We start from the raw sequence: 16,023 nt of genomic DNA, 5'->3' as shown, positions 1-16,023 counted from the left end.
GTATCAAGTAGCAAGTATCAGGTATCAAGTACTATGGTTTATGCTACTCTTGCTACTTGATACTATGTACTTGATACTATCCTAAATGAATTACTACGAGCTATTATTTACTACCATAACTACTGAAGATTACCAGCAGGATTTGCTAATTGGTGCTTTGGGCAATATTGGTTTTGATACTTTTGAAGAGGTTGAGCTTGGCTTTAAAGCTTACATCCCGGTTGACGAATTTAACCAGGATGTGCTTGATGCTGCGCTTTTGCCTTACCGCGAAATGTTCACTTTTAGTTACGATATCAACCTTATTCCTCAAAAAAATTGGAACGAAGTATGGGAAAGTAACTTCGAGCCAATTGAGATCGGTGATCAGGTGTTTGTACGTGCGACGTTTCATGCCGCAAGGCCCGAGTTCCCTTATGAAATAGTTATCGACCCTAAAATGGCATTCGGTACCGGTCATCATCAAACTACAGCAATGGTTATGCAATTAATGCTAGAAAATGATTTTGCCGGTAAAAAAGTGCTTGATATGGGCTGCGGTACAGGCATATTGGCGATACTTGCAGCTAAACTGGGCGCTACCGATGTTACTGCCATTGATTACGACCCGGTTTGTTACGAAAGTACAATCGAGAATTCGGCCCTGAACAATCAGTCGCAGATTAAAGCGCATTGCGGCTCGAAGGAAGCTATTCCTGATGAGCAGTATGATATTATACTGGCGAATATTAACCGCAATATATTGTTGGACCAAATGGCCCGCTATGTTGAAGCGCTTAGGCCCGGCGGCGAAATCTATTTCAGCGGTTTTTACGAATCGCCCGATTTGGATATCATCACCGAAGAGGCCCGTAAGTATAACCTGAAATACATCACCCACAAAAAAGATAAAGAGTGGGTGGCAGCAAAGTTTGTTTTGTAGGAAATAGATAAATTATATTGATAAATAAAAAAGAGGTTGTTTTGTAACGAAGCAACCTCTTTTTGTGATACGGGCATCATGTTGAGCCTGTCGAAACATTCGCCGCTTAATAGGTCTTTAATAAGCTCAGATTGACTCGGATAAATTAGTAACCCAACGTAAATCTTGTCTTTACAAATTGATTGTTTTCCAATTCGTTTAAGATAGCAACGGCAAGGTCGGCTACGGTGATCTCGTTTTTTTCGTTTTCATCAAATACAGGGTTTTCGGTACCCAGGCGGAAATTACCTGTTTTAGCGCCCGGGTGCAGGTTTATAGCAGGGCTTATGAATGTCCAGTCCAGTTCATTTTCGTCACGCAGGTAAGTTAGGTAATCCCTTGCTGCAGTAGCTCCGGTCTTCCAGTCTGCCGGGAACTCGGGTGTGTCAACCAGTTGTACGCCATCAGCAATAAATAAACTGCCCGCACCACCAACACTTAAAAAGCGTTTGACGCCGGCCTTCTTCACCGCCTCTTGTATGTCTTTTGAACCTTTTAAAAAGTTGTTGTACAAATCAGGATCTGCCCAACCCGGATTAAACGAGCTAACCACTGCATCATGACCGGATAGGGCGGATGCCAAAGCATCAACATTATAAACGTCGGCAGATACTGGGGTAACGCCTGCAGCTTTTTCAATTTTGCCGCTATCACGGGCAATGGCCGTAATTTCATATCCGCGTGTTACAGCTTCGGCTACCAATGCAGTACCAACAAAGCCGGTAGCGCCAATTATTGCAATTTTCATATTGTGTGTTTTATGTTGTAATTATATATGTTACTGTTTGTGTTGAACTGATTAATTAAATCGCGATGAAAAATTTGCTAAAGTTGTATTAGCAAGTGTACCAATAACTACATTATCAATTTCATCATAAAACTTGCTAATGTTTTGGTTTATTTGCTTGCCTACACTGCATGCCGGATTTGGCTGATTTTTAGTTGATCCTAAAACTGATCCCGTCTGCACTGTTCTAAATACGTCGGCCAGCGTAATATCGGCTGCTCTTTTACCAAGCGAATAACCACCGCCTTGTCCTTCTCTGCTATTTACAAAACCAAACTTATTTAGGTTGCTAAGCTCTTTACGCACCAAAGCCGGATTGGCATTTAAGCTCCCAGCAATAAATTGCGATGAAAGTAGTTTGCCATCTGCTTTATCAAGCAAGGTTAAAATATGTATCGCAATCTGGAATCTTCCGCTCATCTTTATGTATCTGTAATAAAAATTATTACAGTACAAACATAAGATTATATTTATGACGAAATCAACCTGATCGACAGATATTTGAATTATGAGTTGTGACTGACAAACCGAATGGTGCTATACTATACATTTGCTTGTACTAACTTTTTAGCTTAAAAAGTCAGGACATCATAAAATCATATCGATATGAAAACTTACCTTGTTCCTATTGATTTTTCTGAAGCTGCAATTAATGCTGCTGAACTTGCTGCCCTTTTAAGTAAACAAAGCGCGGTAAAGCGAATTATCTTGATGAATGCTTTTTATATATCGCCATACCAGGAGCTTTTGCCTAACCCGGATATGTTCATGATACGTGAGCAGGAAATTGAAGAGGAAGTTGCAGAGCGCATTCAGGGGCTTGAGAAACTAAAGATAGATCTATCAGCCAAAGTTAAAGAAGGGGTGGAGATTGAAGTAGTATTACAACGGTCGCACCTGATAAGAGCTGTTGTAAATACAATTGCTAGTCGTGAAGTGGATTTGGTCATACTGGGCAGTATCGGTAATACCAGCGCCAACGCCAAAAGCCTCGGCAAACACGTTACCGGTATATCAAAAGCAAGCGCAGCACCGGTGCTTATTGTACCGCCGACATTTATACCACAGCCAATATCAACAGCAGTGTTGGCATCAGATTTTCTAAAAGTTAAAGACACGTTCCCCGCTGATGCGCTGAATAGGATGTTCGGCGATAAAAATGTTGATTTGCTGGTGGTTAACATTGATGCAAAAGGAAGATATAATTTTGATGAGCCTGAATATACAATAGAGCTTGCCGCTTTGAAAGATATATTGAAAGGCTATAATGCAAGCTATTTTAACATTACCGATCGCGATGTTATTGCCGGTGTACTAAATTTTGCTGCAGCTAATAATGCGCAAATGGTTGTGGCGTTACCGCATAAGTACAGTTTTTTACAATCGGTGTTGCATAGTAGTGTGTCACGACAATTAGCGGCATCCTCTGTAGTGCCGGTATTATTATTAAAGTAATTCTAGCTGTAGCGGTTAAAAAAGTTAATTAAAATGTTAGGTTTTTTATGTTAATTTGCAGCTGTCTATAACACAGATGAGAGTACACTTTATAGCAATTGGCGGCAGCGCCATGCACAACCTTGCCATTGCCTTACACAAAAAGGGATTTGAAGTAACCGGGTCTGACGATGTGCTTTTTGAGCCTTCGGCGTCGCGACTTGCAGGCTATGGTATTTTACCACAAAGTACCGGTTGGTTTCCTGAAAAAATTACTTCAAATCTTGATGCAGTGATATTAGGAATGCACGCTCGTGCAGACAATCCCGAGCTTTTAAAGGCGCAGGAACTTGGTGTTAAAATCTATTCATATCCCGATTACATTTACGAGCAATCAAAAGATAAAAAGCGTGTTGTTATAGGCGGCAGCCATGGTAAAACAACTATTACCAGCATGATTTTACATGCGCTGCAACAGGCCGGCAAAGATTTTGACTACCTGGTGGGCGCACAACTTGAAGGTTTTGAAACCATGGTTAAGCTAAGCCACGAAGCGCCAGTAAATATTATTGAGGGCGACGAGTACCTTGCTTCACCGATTGACAGGCGACCTAAGTTTCACATATATAAAGCGCATATTGGCGTTATAAGCGGCATTGCCTGGGATCATATCAATGTTTTCCCAACCTTTGATAATTATATCGAACAGTTTAAAATATTTGCCGATACTATTGAAACGGACGGTAGCCTTATTTACAGCCAAACAGATGATGTTTTAAACAATATGGTTGCCGGGTTGCAGCATCCTGCAAACAAATTGCCTTATGCTTTGCCGCAATTTGAGATTGATAACGGCGTAACCAGTATCGAGGCTGATGGCAATACGTATGCGTTACAGGTTTTTGGTTCGCATAACTTGCTCAATATTGAAGCGGCACGCCTGGTATGTGAGCAGTTAGGTATCAACAAGCACGACTTTTATACTTACATCAGCAGCTTTAAAGGTGCGGCCCGCAGACTGGAATTAGTTGGTAAAAATGAACAATCTACAATCTTTAAAGATTTTGCCCATTCACCGTCAAAACTCACGGCTACTATTGATGCTGTAAAAAAACAGTTTCCACAGCGCAAACTAATTGCATGTATCGAGCTGCATACTTTCAGTAGCTTAAATAAGGATTTTTTGAACGAATATGCAGGTACAATGGATGAAGCTGATGAAGCCATTGTGTTTATCGACAAAAAAACTTTCGAGCAGAAGAAGATAACGCCTTACGCTGCAGATGCAGTAAAAGAGGCTTTTGCAAATGGCAATCTTCAGTTTTTTGATAATCCGGGCGCATTACGCAATTATCTCGAAAGCCTTGATATCAGCAATTCCAATTTACTGATGATGAGTTCGGGTAATTTTGGGGGTATCAACCTTATTGACTTAAAAAATATTTTGTTAAATTATACTGAATATTAGTTTATTATTCAGAAATGTTGTAACTTTATTAACTATTGAGAAACCTATCCTAATTAAGATAAAAAATGAAGACACTTGGAAAAAAGATCCGGTTATTACGCCACCAAAAAGGTTGGAGCCAGGAAGAAGTAGCAAAAAGATTAGATATTTCTATCCCTGCATTTTCAAAAATTGAAACCGGTATCACTGATATCAATCTTTCACGCTTAGAGCAGATCTCAGCTCTTTTCGAGATGTCTGTTGTACAATTGCTTACCTACAACGAAGTTGCGCAGGATCAAAAAATAGCCAGTGAACTTGAAAGTGTTAACAAAAAGCTGATGGACCGCGAAACTGAAGTAATTGATCTTCAGAAAAAAGTTATCGAGCTTTTTGAAGAATTAAGACACAAAAAAGTAACAGCATAATTTAAAGCCCGGCCATTGTGCCGGGCTTTAAAATTTATAACGCATGGTAAGGTGCCGTTTACCAAATGTAGCACCAACTGCGCTGTGCAGGGCCAACATTTTATCGTTAAAGTCGCCCACCCATGATAGTTCAAGCTCGTTGTACTGTTTAAGGGGCAGCACATATTCCTTGAGTTTTATAAATAGTGCCGACTCCAGCCCGTGGTTTTGATACTTTTGTTTGGTGCCCATCACAATGGCTCGCATACGGCTCGCACCCCGCCAACGGCGATATACAAAAATTAGTTTGCCCCAAATATTAAGCTTACCGTTAAGCGGTTTTATAAACTGATTTGCATCTGGCATTATCACAATAAATGATGCCGGCTCATTATTTATATAAGCAAACCATATCAGCTTGGGGTCCATAATGGCCTTCATCTGCTCGAAGCTCTCCAAAATGGTTGCATAGTTTATGGGAACAAAGTTTTCAAAATTCTGCCAACCGTCGTTATAGATTTCCATAAAATCCCGCGCAAACTTATCTATCTGTTTAGGATTAAGATGGGCAAAACTATAGCCTGGCTTTTTGATTACCCAGTTGGCTATTTTGGTAAATCTTTCTGAAAATGGCTTGTGTACATCAAGGTAATTGGTGATTTGTTCATATAATTTTGCAAATCCATAATTGTCGAACAGCGCCTTATAATACGGCAGGTGATAATTCATTCCGTAAGATGGGGGAGTAAAACCTTCCGTAAGTAATCCCCAAAAATTATCGTTTTCGCCAAAGTTTATTGGTCCATCCATAGCCTCCATGCCACGTTCTTGTAACCAGTTTTTTGCGGTATCAAATAGTAGGGTTGAGGCATTGATATCATCAATGCATTCAAAAAAGCCACAACCACCAGTAGGCTGCTCATATTTGTGCGCTTTTTTGTCATTGATGAATGCCGCTATCCTGCCAATAGGATTTCCGCTTTCATCTTTAACTACCCACCTTGTGGCGGCCCCGCGGTTATGGAAGTTATTTTTTGAAGGATCAAATACAGCCTCTATATCATTATCCAGCGGGCATACCCAATTTGGGTCGTTTGCATAGATAGTGCGCGCTACATCTAAAAAGACTTTCTTATCGGTTTGTGTTTTTACTTCGGTTACCTGCATTTGTACAAATAAAAAAGCATCCAGTGGTTACCGGATGCTTTATGAAAATATCTTATATGATCTTACAAATCGTCGTCATCATCGTCATAAGGATCGTATGAATCGAAGCCGCCGCCCAAATCGTCATCCAATGGGGTCTCATCATCAAAATCGTCATCTTCGTCTGCTACTTTTTTACCTGGTTGCGGATCATCCAAATCCTCATCCTCGTCTTCGTATTTCTTACTTACAGGTTTTTTGGGAGTTGCCATTTCAATAAATTTTTGTTAGTTAAAACTTATATCTGTTAACCTAATTTTTTTAATGTACTTGTTAGTGTTGATTTCTACAGCGCTATTATCGCCATTATTTATGAGTAAAAATAGCGCAAAAACATCTTTTTTTAAAACCGAATTTAATTTTATTCCTGCGGTTGGCCTATGGCGCTGCTATTGTCTGTAACGTCCTTAAGTTGTGGCAGTTCGGCAATATCATTGATGCCGAAATAGTCCATGAACAAATTACTTGTGCCGTATAAAATAGGCTTGCCAACGGTTTCGGACTTGCCCGTTATGGCTATTAACTCCTTCTCAAGCAGCTTTTGTATAGAGTAATCGCAGTTTACCCCGCGTATTTGTTCAACATCGGTTTTAGTAACGGGTTGCTTGTAGGCAATGATAGCCAAAGTTTCCAACGCAGCCTGGCTTAACTTCTTTTTTGACCGCTGTAGTTGCAGCAAACTTATTACTGCATGGTAACGTTTTTTTGTGAGGAACTGATAACCGTTATTAATCTTAACCACTTCTATAGCAAAGGCATGGTCCAGGTATTTAGCCCTTATACATGCAATATGCTGCTCAGCTTCTTGCACGGTAAACTCATGGTCAAAGGCAGCCTGCAGGCAGTATAAAATTTCTTCGGTACGTATGCCTTGCTCCGACGCGAAGATCAATGCCTCGATGTACTGCTCAACGTTTTCCATTTACTTTATTGACTGGTAGAATCTATCCACCTCAGCTTCAACTTTCGACTTTATTCTTTTAACTTTCTACTTAGTAATCGATAACCTGCTCTTCAATTTCAGCAGGCATATCTCGCCAATCGTATTTTTGAGTACGTAGTTGCGGTTCAAAGCCAGCTTCGCGTATAGAGTCCTGGATACCTTTTGCCGTGAAACGATGTGGTGCGCCCGCAGCCGAAACCACATTTTCTTCAATCATGATAGATCCGAAATCATTGGCCCCCGCATGTAAACAAAGTTGAGCAACCTGCTTACCAACGGTTAGCCATGATGCCTGGATGTTCTTAATATTTGGCAACATAATACGGCTAAGCGCTATCATACGCAGGTATTCATCACCCGTAACGTTGTTGGTTATGCCGCGCACTTTACGCAATAGGGTACCATCGTCCTGGAACGGCCAGGGGATAAATGCTATAAAACCATGGTTGCCTTCCGGTTTTTCAGATTGTACCTGGCGTATCCAAACCAAATGTTCAAAGCGCTCTTCAATAGTTTCGATATGGCCAAACATCATAGTTGCAGATGTTGGCAAATTTAATTGGTGGGCGGCGCGCATAACATCGAGCCATTCCTGCCCGCCACATTTTCCTTTTGATATCAGGCGGCGTACACGATCGTTCAGTATTTCGGCACCTGCACCCGGTAACGAGTCAAGCCCCGATTTCTTCATCGCTTTAAGTACGTCGTAGTGGCTCATGCTTTCCAACTTGGCAACGTGAGCTATTTCTGGCGGGCCAAGTGAGTGTAGCTTTAGCTTTGGATAAAGCTGTTTTAGTTCGCTAAATAGGTCTGTATAAAATTTTAGTCCCAAATCGGGGTGATGACCGCCTTGTAATAATAGCTGGTCGCCGCCAAAACGAAACGTTTCTTCAATTTTGCGTTTGTAGGTTTCAATGTCTGTTATATAGGCATCTTCGTGACCGGGGCGACGGAAAAAGTTACAAAACTTACAGTTGGCAATGCAAACGTTGGTGGTGTTTACATTTCTATCTATTTGCCAGGTAACCTTTCCATGCGGCACCTGTATTTTACGCAGCTCATTAGCCACATAAATCAAGTCGGCGGTAGGGGCGTTATTATAAAGGTATACTCCTTCTTCGATACTTAAAAAATCGAAGGCTAAACCGCGCTGTAACAAATCCGCTGTATTCATGCACAAATATACGCAGTGCGTGCCTAAAGCTGAAAGGCAAAAGGACAAAGGTGTTACTTGGTTGACATTACCTTTTTAAAGTGTAGATACTAAACGAATATCTTATGGCAGCAATGAGCTACGAAACAACTTTACCACCATCCAAACGCAACGTTTGCGTAACGCTGGTCGGTATTTCATGCTGGTAATGGGTTACATATATCAAGGTTACATCACTTATGCTGCAAATGGCGTCAACTATATTTTTAAAGTTTTGCTGCTGATGATCATCAAGCCCCTGGCAGGGTTCGTCGAAGATTAACAGGGCCGGGTTTTTAATCAACGCGCGCGCAAGCAGGCACAGCCGTTGCGCACTTGCCGGAATATTCTTTAGCAATACGCGTGCATATTTGTCAATTTCCAAGGCCTGCATCCACATTAATGCCAAGTCAGCTTTTGGTTTGCTGCTCGGCCTGAAAAGCCCCAATGTATCATAAAAACCAGACTCTATTACCTGCAGGCACGATGTATCGGCCGGGAAGTATTGGTACAACTCTGGCGATACGAAGCCTATTTTACTTTTGATATCCCAAATGCTTTCGCCGCTACCTCGTTTTCTATCAAAAAGTACAATATTATTAGCGTAAGCTTGCGGGTTGTCGCCATTAATTAAACTTAGCAGGGTTGATTTACCTGCCCCATTCGGCCCAAGCAAAGCCCAACGCTCCCCCGGCCCGATATGCCAGTTTACGTTATCGAGAACAGTTTTTGCGCCGTACTTAATCACCACATTTTCCATCCTTACAACATCATGATAAGGAGCAACTATATGATTGGACATTAAATTAGCCACTAGGTTGGTGTTCGTTAAATTATATAAATCTTCGTCACGCTGTATTTTAACAAAATCCTGACGTGATATGCTGTCTTTAATGCTGCCGGTATCCAGGATAGCCACATTAGTTATCACTTCCGGGATTTCGCCAGCAGATGTAACCATTACAAGGCTAACGCCTGACTGCGCTATTTCTTTAAAGAGTTGATTAAACCTTTCCCGCATTTGCACATCAAGGCCTGTAAGCGGGTTATCGAGCAATAGCAACAAGGGATTTTTTATCAGCGCTGCAGCTATCATCAATCGTTTTGTTTCACCGTTTGACAGCTTGATAATTTGCTTGTCTCGTAGTTCAGTCAAATTAAGCGCAGCAATAGTTTTATCAATGGTCCAGTAAGGGGTGGAGTGATGATTTATCGTCACAGCACTTAAGTAGTCGGTAACGGTAAGGGCATCCTCCGAGTCTGAAGAATTATAACGCTGCTGATAATAAAGATTAGCTGTATTGGATAGATTTTTAAAATGATGTTTAGGACCAACTAAAGCCACAAACTGGTGGTGCGTTAAGGGAATATCCGTCACATTCGGCATGCTGGTTATTTGCTGCATAAACCCGTAACTGATATTGCCCGCACTTAGGGCCAAATTACCTGCTGTAACCTGAAGCAATACACTCTTTCCGGATCCGCTTTTTCCTGTTATTGCCCAATGCTGGCCCTTATTTATTGTAAAGTTGACATCGTTTAATAAAATTTGCTGCCCGGATTTTACCGTTGCATTTGAAATATTAAGTACCGACGAAGTCTTAAGTTGATTCATAATCCAAAATTGGTTCTAATTTTTATAGTATGTAGCCCTGTAAAAGTAGGTAGATTTAAAAGCAAGGTGCCGAAATTTGTAAATATTGCAAAACATTAAAATTTTCAAATATTTTATCAAAAGCCTTGTTATTATAACTTTAACGCACTATTTTAGTGATCTACATCTGCCACAAACACTTTTTGAAGGGCCAGTAAACCTAATTATTTAAGTGCATAGCACAAATTAAACTATTGAATTATGAGTATCTTATTCATCGCCCAAACTGTATTGCCTTTATTGTTTGCCAGTTTTGCAGTAGCATTATTAGCAGTGAGATTTTTACCTAAACAACAGGCGTAAATCAACTATTTATTTCAGCAGCTTAAGTTTTTAAAACAGACTGATTTTTGTGGTGTTAAATATTACATCTATAAATCAAAGTCTATGAAAAAAATTAACTTGATGGCTGCCGCTTTTTTGGTAGCGCTTTTGAACGGCTGCTCGGTTGTTTCCGGCATTTTTAAGGCTGGTGCCGCAGTTGGTATTATTGCCGTAATCGTCGTATTGCTTTTAATTATTTGGCTGATTTCTGCTTTTAGAGGCAGATCTTAATTAAATTATTTGCTTTTTTAATTGAAACAATAGTTTTTTTACGATGTTGAAATGGTAAAATTAAAATCATTTACCATGGGAAACACTGAAGCTGCCGTTGAGGCATTAAATGACCTTGTTTTAATTAACAATGATAGAATAAACGGATACGAACGTGCCAAGAAAGACTTAAAAGATAGCGATATGGAATTGCACCGCGTGTTTTTAAGCCTGATTGCACAGAGCCAGCAATTTAAACTTGAATTGGCTACCGAAGTTGCTGCACTTGGTCATGATATTGAAACCGGTACATCAACCAGCGGAAAGCTGCACCGTACCTGGATTGACGTTAAAACAGCTTTTACCGGCCATAGCGAAAGGAGCGTACTTGAAGAGTGTGAATTTGGCGAAGATGCAATTTTGAAAGCGTATAAATCTGCTTTAGAAGAGGAGCATGTGCCTGCTTACGTTAAAGACATTTTATATAAGCAAGAGGCTGGTTTACAAACCGCTCACGATCAAATTAAAGCGCTACGCGATTCTGTGCTAGACAACTAAGCGTTTTAAATCGCACAAACAGGAAGAGCGCCTAAATGGCGCTCTTCCTGTATTATCCCTGTTTAGTCCAGGTCAATATCCAAAAGTTTCCAGCTGTTTTTGTCGGCCCAGTCACCACCTTTGTAAGATAGGTTAACGCGCCAGTTATGTGTACGTATGTTACCGCCAATATCTTGTGCATTAACAGATGAGCTTACAGTATACCTATTAGCCGCAGTATCTATTTGCGCCTCAAACTTACTTTTACTGAAATTAGCTGTAGCAGGCTGCGCAAGCCGTTCCTTCACAAAAACTTTTGCAATTGCAAAAGCCTCTTTATCTATCGGCTTGCGGTTTACGTGCACACGTTTGTTTTGAAAAACGCTAAGCAGAACACCCGCCAATACCACTGCAAATAAAATAGAGAATATGGTAGCTATGCGTACCCTTGGATGGTGGCGCCAGTGTTTTTGTTTCTGTTCTTCGTTACTAAGTTTGTTCCAGTCTGCGTACTTCATGTATTAGGTTTAGTTCAATAACAAACAGCTTTTGAAAAGTTTTCGGCTAAAATTATTACGGCATAAAAAAAGCCCCTGGTAAAACCGGGGGCTTTTTTTATCTGAAAATGGATAATTACATTTTAGCAGCTGAGTCAGTTTTAGCAGCTGAGTCAGTTTTAGCTGAATCAGTAGTAGCAGCTGAATCAGTTTTAGCTGAATCGATAGTAGCAGCAGAATCAGTTTTAGCTGAATCAGCAGCTGAAGATGAACCAGAACCTTTGCAAGCAGCAGCAGAAACAGCGATAGCTAAAGCTAAGAAAGCGATTTTGAATGAATTTTTCATTTTGTGTTTTTTTTAAGTGATTTAATAGTTTTCATAGCTTAATACCCAGTTCTTAAAAAGGTAACCCGCCTTTTTCTAAAAAAAATCAGATTATTTTTAAATAAACTACAATTGGTTATCAATCAGTAGATTAAGAATCTTTTTTAACTATGGTTTTTTTAGTTTGTACCTTAACGGTAGTATCAGTTGATACTGAATCTGACTTAATTGTTGTGTCGCGGGTGGTTACCGAATCAACAACGCCAGAATCTGCCTTAGTTGAATCACCTTCAGATTTTGAACCTGATCCGCTGCATGCAGATGCTGATATAGCTATAGCCAAAGCCAATAAGCCGGTTTTGAATGTATTTTTCATTTGTGTGGTTCTTGTTGGGTTAATTATTTTAAACGAGAAGTATCTTGTTTAGTTGAATCAAGCAATAGGGTATCTGTTTTAGTTTTGGTAGAATCAACAGTTTTTACAGTAGTCACTGAGTCTGAAATCACTGTAGTAGTATCGCCACCATTATCTTTTTTTGAGTCGCCGCCGCAAGCTGCTGCAGATACCGCAATTACTAAGGACAGAGCGGCTAATTTAAATGCGTTTTTCATTGTTCTTGTAAATTTAATTTGGTGTTTGTTTTTGTATTAATACAGCTATATGAAAAAGGTAACCCTTTATCTATAAATAAGATCGAAACATGGTACCTGTTTATACATTCAATAATTCAGTGTTAACAAAAAAGCGGATACCAGTTCGGTATCCGCTTTTTTTACATTTTTTTGGCGGTATCTGTGCCACCAGAGCCGGAATGATCAATACCGGTATCAATAGGAGCAGTTGACCCGTTTTTACCAGACATTGTACCGGCCGAATCTGCCACGGAAGCGTTGTCGGTTTTCGTAGTATCTGGTGGGCGGCTGGAGTTTCCTCCGGAGCATGATGCCAAGCCTATGGCAATAGCTAATGCTAGTAGTGACGTTTTGATTGTAGTTTTCATAGTATTTGCGTTTTAATTACAACAGCTTAGCGCGGTGTATGTTGGCTTAAAAATTTCAATTTTGGTGCCAGGTATATATTTTACTGCCAATTAATAACCGATATTGCGGGTTGGTAAAGCATTGTGGCTTTAAAAACAAAAAATAATTAATTGTATTGGGTTACAATTTGATATAAAAAGTATTAAGTAGTGAATAATCAGTTTAATGTGGAAATACCTGCAGATAGTGAAGTAATCATAGGGATACTTAATAATTCTGATAGTGTATTAAAAAAATTATACCTGGCTTATTTTCCGATGATTTTGCAGTTGGTATTAAACAACAACGGCAACGAGGATGATGCTAAGGATATTTACCAGGAGGCTATTATTGTTCTTTATAATAAGGTTAAGCGTGGCGATTTTGAATTGAGCAGTAAGCTTAAAACTTTTTTATACTCGGTTTGCCGCAGGCTTTGGTTAAAACGCCTTAAGCAACTTAACCGTTATGGCGGCGATATAAAAGATTTTGAAGAATACCTGCCGGTTGAAGATGATGTTGAAAAACACCACGAAAGGGATATGCAGCTTAATAAAATGGCGGATGCCTTAAAATTGTTAGGTGAACCCTGCAAAACCATTATGGAGGATTTTTATTTGAACAACAGATCGATGCAGGAGATTTGTGAGCGTTTTGGTTATACAAATGCCGATAACGCAAAAACACAGAAGTATAAATGCCTGCAAAGGTTGAAAAAGCTGTTTTTCCAGCAATAAAAAGTTTTAGGTTATGAGAGATGAACAACTTTTAGAAATGATAGAGCGCTACATCAACGGAGAGATGACGGCAGATGAGCGCGCTAAATTTGATGCCATGCGCGCCAAAGATGCTTCTATCAATACTAAAATAAGCGAGCATAAGCAGTTTGTCGAAATGCTCAGGCATTACAGTGAGCGTCTGGAACTTGAAAATAGGCTTAACGCTATTCACGAAGAAATTGATGTACATACGCTGAAGGAAGATTTGATGGAGCATCCGTCATGGATTGTGCAGTTATGGCGTCATCATCACTCAAAAATATCGGTTGCAGCGTCAATTGCCATTTTTGCCATGCTGGTGACATTATTTTTTACTGGCAACCTTACAAATCAGGATCCGCGCTTTGTGCAGTTAAAGCAGGAAGTTGACCGTGTAAAAGTTCAGCAGAAGCGCCTTGGCGACAAAACTGACAGAATTATAAGCGACGGTACAAGCAAAGGGCCGGCTATTTCTGCCAAATTCAGAGGAACAGGGTTTGCGCTTAGCGGTAACGGTTACATCATTACAAATTTCCACGTTATCAGTGGCGGCGATTCGGTTTATGTGCAAAATGCAGAGGGCGAATCATTCCATACCAAAGTAGTTTATACCGAACCGCAGTACGATGTTGCTATTTTGCAAATCACCGATACTTCATTTAAAAATATTGGTACCGTACCTTACAGCTTCAAAAAATCTAAGAGCGACCTGGGCGAAGATGTTTATACGCTGGGTTACCCGTCTGACGATATTTCAATGGGCCCTGGTGCGTTAACTGCTTTAACAGGTTTCCGTGGCGATACTACCGAATACCAGGTTTCTATTCCGCTTAACCCGGGTAATAGCGGTGGTCCGTTAGTTGATGCCAACGGTAACATCATAGGGGTGGTAAATGGCAAGCAAACACAGGCATCGGGTGCGGCATTCGCTGTAAAATCAAATTATCTGCTAAAAGCTATCCAGAACATTCCGGCCGATTCGCTTACCAAATCACTTAATCTTAATACCAAAAATACATTGGCAGGCCTAAGCCGCCCGCAGCAAATAAAAAAGATGCGCAACTATGTGTTTATGGTAAAGGTTTATAACCAATAAAAAATCAACAATCCCAATAATGAAAAAGGAGATACAAGTAATTGTGTCTCCTTTTCTGTTTATATCAAAATCGTAATTAATTACCTGTCAACCTCGCCTAATACGATATCAATTGAACCTAAAACGGCCACCACATCGGCTATCATAGAGCCCTTGGTAATTTCGGGCACTACAGACAGGTTGTTGAAGCTTGGCCCGCGTGCTTTTGCGCGAAAAGGTATCTCTGAGCGCTCGTTATCGTGTATGAAATAAAAGCCGAGTTCGCCTTTAGCGCCTTCGCAGCGCGTGTAATAATCCTGCACTTTGGGACTAAGCTTACGGGGCAGCTTGGCGCGAGGGTCGAAATCTGGCGTGCGTTTAAGTTCCTTCTGTAACCTATCAAGGCACTGTTCAATAATGCGTAACGATTGTTCAACTTCTTCGACGCGTACTTTGTAACGGTCCCAGCAATCGCCAATAGTGCCCATTTGGCCTTTGCCAATCGGAATGTCGAAATCAAGCTCGGGGTACACCGAGTAGCCATCAATCCGTCGTAGATCATATTTTAAGCCCGAGCCACGCAGCACCGGGCCGGAGCAGCCGAAGTTAATGGCAACATCAAGCGGTAATATGCCAACATTGGCTGTGCGGCTTATAAATATTTGGTTATCGGTGAGCAACTCGTTTAGCTCTACCATCTTTGGTTTAAAGTAGTCAACAAACTCGCGGCAGCGCTCCTCAAAACCAACAGGTAAATCGTAAAACAAGCCACCAACCCATATGTAATTATACAACATGCGCGATCCCGAGGCCCACTCCAGCATCCCCATAATGTGCTCCCTGTCGCGGAAGCACCATAAAAAAGGGGTAAAGGCACCAATGTCAATACCATAAGTGCCGATGGCAATTAGGTGCGATGCTATACGGTTAAGTTCGCAAACCAGTACACGAATATATTCGATGCGCTTAGGGATTTCTTTGTCAATGCCCAGCATGCGCTCGACACCCATAACCCAGGCATGGCTATTATTCATAGATGCCAGGTAATCCATCCTATCGGTAAATGGAATAGTTTGCTGGTAGGTTAACGATTCGGCATGTTTTTCAAAACAGCGGTGCAGGTATCCAAGGTGCGGTATAACGTCCTTAACTATCTCGCCATCAGTAATCAACTCCAGGCGCAATACACCGTGAGTGGACGGATGCTGCGGTCCCATGTTCAGTATCATGTCTTCTACCGCCGCAT

General features: G+C 40.8%; 21 protein-coding genes. 9 read left to right on the top strand and 12 right to left on the bottom strand.

The genetic code is table 11. From position 1 onward, the window contains the following. Positions 1-85: 85 nt before the first annotated feature. Positions 86-922, top strand: a complete 837-nt coding sequence (gene prmA, locus FPZ43_RS04125) for a 50S ribosomal protein L11 methyltransferase (RefSeq protein ID WP_146380563.1) — start codon at positions 86-88, stop codon at positions 920-922. A gap of 145 nt (positions 923-1,067) precedes the next feature. Here the strand turns inward: prmA and FPZ43_RS04120 are convergent, their stop codons facing one another. Together FPZ43_RS04120 and FPZ43_RS04115 are read right to left on the bottom strand one after the other, a co-directional pair. Then, on the bottom strand, positions 1,068-1,709 hold the full coding sequence (locus tag FPZ43_RS04120; RefSeq protein WP_146380562.1) for an NAD(P)-dependent oxidoreductase: 642 nt from the start codon (positions 1,707-1,709) through the stop codon (positions 1,068-1,070). A gap of 51 nt (positions 1,710-1,760) precedes the next feature. Beyond that, positions 1,761-2,168 (bottom strand): RrF2 family transcriptional regulator, encoded by a 408-nt coding sequence (locus FPZ43_RS04115; RefSeq protein WP_146380561.1) that lies wholly within the window; start codon positions 2,166-2,168, stop codon positions 1,761-1,763. Between the two features lie 186 nt (positions 2,169-2,354). Here FPZ43_RS04115 and FPZ43_RS04110 point away from each other — a divergent pair, with 186 nt between their 5' ends. The 3 genes from FPZ43_RS04110 to FPZ43_RS04100 all read left to right on the top strand — a co-directional run bounded on the left by FPZ43_RS04110 (position 2,355) and on the right by FPZ43_RS04100 (position 5,057). Further along, positions 2,355-3,203 (top strand): universal stress protein, encoded by an 849-nt coding sequence (locus tag FPZ43_RS04110; protein WP_146380560.1) that lies wholly within the window; start codon positions 2,355-2,357, stop codon positions 3,201-3,203. A 76-nt stretch (positions 3,204-3,279) separates the two neighbouring features. Then, positions 3,280-4,650 carry a UDP-N-acetylmuramate--L-alanine ligase gene (locus tag FPZ43_RS04105; RefSeq protein WP_146380559.1) on the top strand — a complete coding sequence of 457 codons (1,371 nt, stop codon included), beginning with the start codon at positions 3,280-3,282 and terminating at the stop codon, positions 4,648-4,650. A gap of 65 nt (positions 4,651-4,715) precedes the next feature. Further along, positions 4,716-5,057 carry a helix-turn-helix domain-containing protein gene (locus FPZ43_RS04100; protein WP_146380558.1) on the top strand — a complete coding sequence of 114 codons (342 nt, stop codon included), beginning with the start codon at positions 4,716-4,718 and terminating at the stop codon, positions 5,055-5,057. A 27-nt stretch (positions 5,058-5,084) separates the two neighbouring features. Here FPZ43_RS04100 and FPZ43_RS04095 read toward each other — a convergent pair whose 3' ends face one another. From FPZ43_RS04095 to FPZ43_RS04075, 5 genes are all read right to left on the bottom strand, one after another. Beyond that, entirely contained in the window at positions 5,085-6,203 is a 1,119-nt protein-coding gene (locus tag FPZ43_RS04095) for a GNAT family N-acetyltransferase (protein ID WP_146380557.1), read from the bottom strand. Positions 6,204-6,265: 62 nt separating this feature from the next. Further along, positions 6,266-6,454 (bottom strand): hypothetical protein, encoded by a 189-nt coding sequence (locus FPZ43_RS04090; RefSeq protein WP_146380556.1) that lies wholly within the window; start codon positions 6,452-6,454, stop codon positions 6,266-6,268. A 149-nt stretch (positions 6,455-6,603) separates the two neighbouring features. Further along, positions 6,604-7,164, bottom strand: a complete 561-nt coding sequence (gene scpB, locus FPZ43_RS04085; RefSeq protein WP_146380555.1) for an SMC-Scp complex subunit ScpB — start codon at positions 7,162-7,164, stop codon at positions 6,604-6,606. A gap of 70 nt (positions 7,165-7,234) precedes the next feature. Continuing rightward, positions 7,235-8,359 carry a cyclic dehypoxanthinyl futalosine synthase gene (gene mqnC, locus FPZ43_RS04080; RefSeq protein ID WP_146380554.1) on the bottom strand — a complete coding sequence of 375 codons (1,125 nt, stop codon included), beginning with the start codon at positions 8,357-8,359 and terminating at the stop codon, positions 7,235-7,237. 118 nt (positions 8,360-8,477) lie between these two features. Beyond that, complete coding sequence (locus FPZ43_RS04075; RefSeq protein ID WP_146380553.1) at positions 8,478-9,992, bottom strand: ATP-binding cassette domain-containing protein; 1,515 nt, start codon at positions 9,990-9,992, stop codon at positions 8,478-8,480. Between the two features lie 426 nt (positions 9,993-10,418). Between FPZ43_RS04075 and FPZ43_RS04070 the strand changes: the two genes are divergently transcribed. After that, positions 10,419-10,586 carry a phosphatidate cytidylyltransferase gene (locus tag FPZ43_RS04070; protein WP_146380552.1) on the top strand — a complete coding sequence of 56 codons (168 nt, stop codon included), beginning with the start codon at positions 10,419-10,421 and terminating at the stop codon, positions 10,584-10,586. Positions 10,587-10,661: 75 nt separating this feature from the next. Continuing rightward, positions 10,662-11,123, top strand: coding sequence for a ferritin-like domain-containing protein (locus FPZ43_RS04065; protein ID WP_146380551.1), 462 nt, complete (start codon positions 10,662-10,664; stop codon positions 11,121-11,123). Between the two features lie 62 nt (positions 11,124-11,185). On the opposite strand, the gene FPZ43_RS04060 is transcribed toward FPZ43_RS04065, so the two are convergent. Then, positions 11,186-11,620, bottom strand: a complete 435-nt coding sequence (locus FPZ43_RS04060) for a hypothetical protein (RefSeq protein WP_146380550.1) — start codon at positions 11,618-11,620, stop codon at positions 11,186-11,188. Positions 11,621-11,727: 107 nt separating this feature from the next. Between FPZ43_RS04060 and FPZ43_RS19215 the strand changes: the two genes are divergently transcribed. Beyond that, on the top strand, positions 11,728-11,961 hold the full coding sequence (locus FPZ43_RS19215) for a hypothetical protein (protein WP_186461755.1): 234 nt from the start codon (positions 11,728-11,730) through the stop codon (positions 11,959-11,961). 114 nt (positions 11,962-12,075) lie between these two features. Here the strand turns inward: FPZ43_RS19215 and FPZ43_RS04050 are convergent, their stop codons facing one another. From FPZ43_RS04050 to FPZ43_RS04040, 3 genes are all read right to left on the bottom strand, one after another. Further along, entirely contained in the window at positions 12,076-12,300 is a 225-nt protein-coding gene (locus FPZ43_RS04050; protein WP_146380548.1) for a hypothetical protein, read from the bottom strand. A 23-nt stretch (positions 12,301-12,323) separates the two neighbouring features. Then, entirely contained in the window at positions 12,324-12,536 is a 213-nt protein-coding gene (locus FPZ43_RS04045; protein ID WP_146380547.1) for a hypothetical protein, read from the bottom strand. Between the two features lie 161 nt (positions 12,537-12,697). Continuing rightward, the gene (locus FPZ43_RS04040; RefSeq protein ID WP_146380546.1) at positions 12,698-12,925 is read right to left on the bottom strand and encodes a hypothetical protein; all 228 of its coding nucleotides are present in this window, start codon (positions 12,923-12,925) and stop codon (positions 12,698-12,700) included. A 189-nt stretch (positions 12,926-13,114) separates the two neighbouring features. Here FPZ43_RS04040 and FPZ43_RS04035 point away from each other — a divergent pair, with 189 nt between their 5' ends. Beyond that, positions 13,115-13,681, top strand: coding sequence for an RNA polymerase sigma factor (locus FPZ43_RS04035; RefSeq protein ID WP_146380545.1), 567 nt, complete (start codon positions 13,115-13,117; stop codon positions 13,679-13,681). Between the two features lie 13 nt (positions 13,682-13,694). Further along, positions 13,695-14,798, top strand: a complete 1,104-nt coding sequence (locus FPZ43_RS04030) for a S1 family peptidase (RefSeq protein WP_146380544.1) — start codon at positions 13,695-13,697, stop codon at positions 14,796-14,798. An 80-nt stretch (positions 14,799-14,878) separates the two neighbouring features. Here the strand turns inward: FPZ43_RS04030 and FPZ43_RS04025 are convergent, their stop codons facing one another. After that, a complete protein-coding gene (locus FPZ43_RS04025; RefSeq protein ID WP_261380982.1) occupies positions 14,879-16,006 on the bottom strand; it encodes an NADH-quinone oxidoreductase subunit D in 1,128 nt (375 codons plus the stop codon). Positions 16,007-16,023: the final 17 nt, after the last annotated feature.

It is taken from the genome of Mucilaginibacter pallidiroseus (assembly GCF_007846085.1).
GTDB classification, from domain to species: Bacteria; Bacteroidota; Bacteroidia; order Sphingobacteriales; family Sphingobacteriaceae; genus Mucilaginibacter; species Mucilaginibacter pallidiroseus.
The sequence above is the reverse complement of the archived record's forward strand: the minus strand, read 5'-3'. Positions and strand labels throughout refer to the sequence as shown.

Coding starts and splice junctions, on each gene's coding strand:
- prmA (WP_146380563.1), top strand. CDS start 86: ATGAATTACTACGAGCTATTATTTACTACCATAACTACTGAAGATTAC.
- FPZ43_RS04120 (WP_146380562.1), bottom strand. CDS start 1,709: ATGAAAATTGCAATAATTGGCGCTACCGGCTTTGTTGGTACTGCATTG.
- FPZ43_RS04115 (WP_146380561.1), bottom strand. CDS start 2,168: ATGAGCGGAAGATTCCAGATTGCGATACATATTTTAACCTTGCTTGAT.
- FPZ43_RS04110 (WP_146380560.1), top strand. CDS start 2,355: ATGAAAACTTACCTTGTTCCTATTGATTTTTCTGAAGCTGCAATTAAT.
- FPZ43_RS04105 (WP_146380559.1), top strand. CDS start 3,280: ATGAGAGTACACTTTATAGCAATTGGCGGCAGCGCCATGCACAACCTT.
- FPZ43_RS04100 (WP_146380558.1), top strand. CDS start 4,716: ATGAAGACACTTGGAAAAAAGATCCGGTTATTACGCCACCAAAAAGGT.
- FPZ43_RS04095 (WP_146380557.1), bottom strand. CDS start 6,203: ATGCAGGTAACCGAAGTAAAAACACAAACCGATAAGAAAGTCTTTTTA.
- FPZ43_RS04090 (WP_146380556.1), bottom strand. CDS start 6,454: ATGGCAACTCCCAAAAAACCTGTAAGTAAGAAATACGAAGACGAGGAT.
- scpB (WP_146380555.1), bottom strand. CDS start 7,164: ATGGAAAACGTTGAGCAGTACATCGAGGCATTGATCTTCGCGTCGGAG.
- mqnC (WP_146380554.1), bottom strand. CDS start 8,359: ATGAATACAGCGGATTTGTTACAGCGCGGTTTAGCCTTCGATTTTTTA.
- FPZ43_RS04075 (WP_146380553.1), bottom strand. CDS start 9,992: ATGAATCAACTTAAGACTTCGTCGGTACTTAATATTTCAAATGCAACG.
- FPZ43_RS04070 (WP_146380552.1), top strand. CDS start 10,419: ATGAAAAAAATTAACTTGATGGCTGCCGCTTTTTTGGTAGCGCTTTTG.
- FPZ43_RS04065 (WP_146380551.1), top strand. CDS start 10,662: ATGGGAAACACTGAAGCTGCCGTTGAGGCATTAAATGACCTTGTTTTA.
- FPZ43_RS04060 (WP_146380550.1), bottom strand. CDS start 11,620: ATGAAGTACGCAGACTGGAACAAACTTAGTAACGAAGAACAGAAACAA.
- FPZ43_RS19215 (WP_186461755.1), top strand. CDS start 11,728: ATGGATAATTACATTTTAGCAGCTGAGTCAGTTTTAGCAGCTGAGTCA.
- FPZ43_RS04050 (WP_146380548.1), bottom strand. CDS start 12,300: ATGAAAAATACATTCAAAACCGGCTTATTGGCTTTGGCTATAGCTATA.
- FPZ43_RS04045 (WP_146380547.1), bottom strand. CDS start 12,536: ATGAAAAACGCATTTAAATTAGCCGCTCTGTCCTTAGTAATTGCGGTA.
- FPZ43_RS04040 (WP_146380546.1), bottom strand. CDS start 12,925: ATGAAAACTACAATCAAAACGTCACTACTAGCATTAGCTATTGCCATA.
- FPZ43_RS04030 (WP_146380544.1), top strand. CDS start 13,695: ATGAGAGATGAACAACTTTTAGAAATGATAGAGCGCTACATCAACGGA.
- FPZ43_RS04025 (WP_261380982.1), bottom strand. CDS start 16,006: ATGATACTGAACATGGGACCGCAGCATCCGTCCACTCACGGTGTATTG.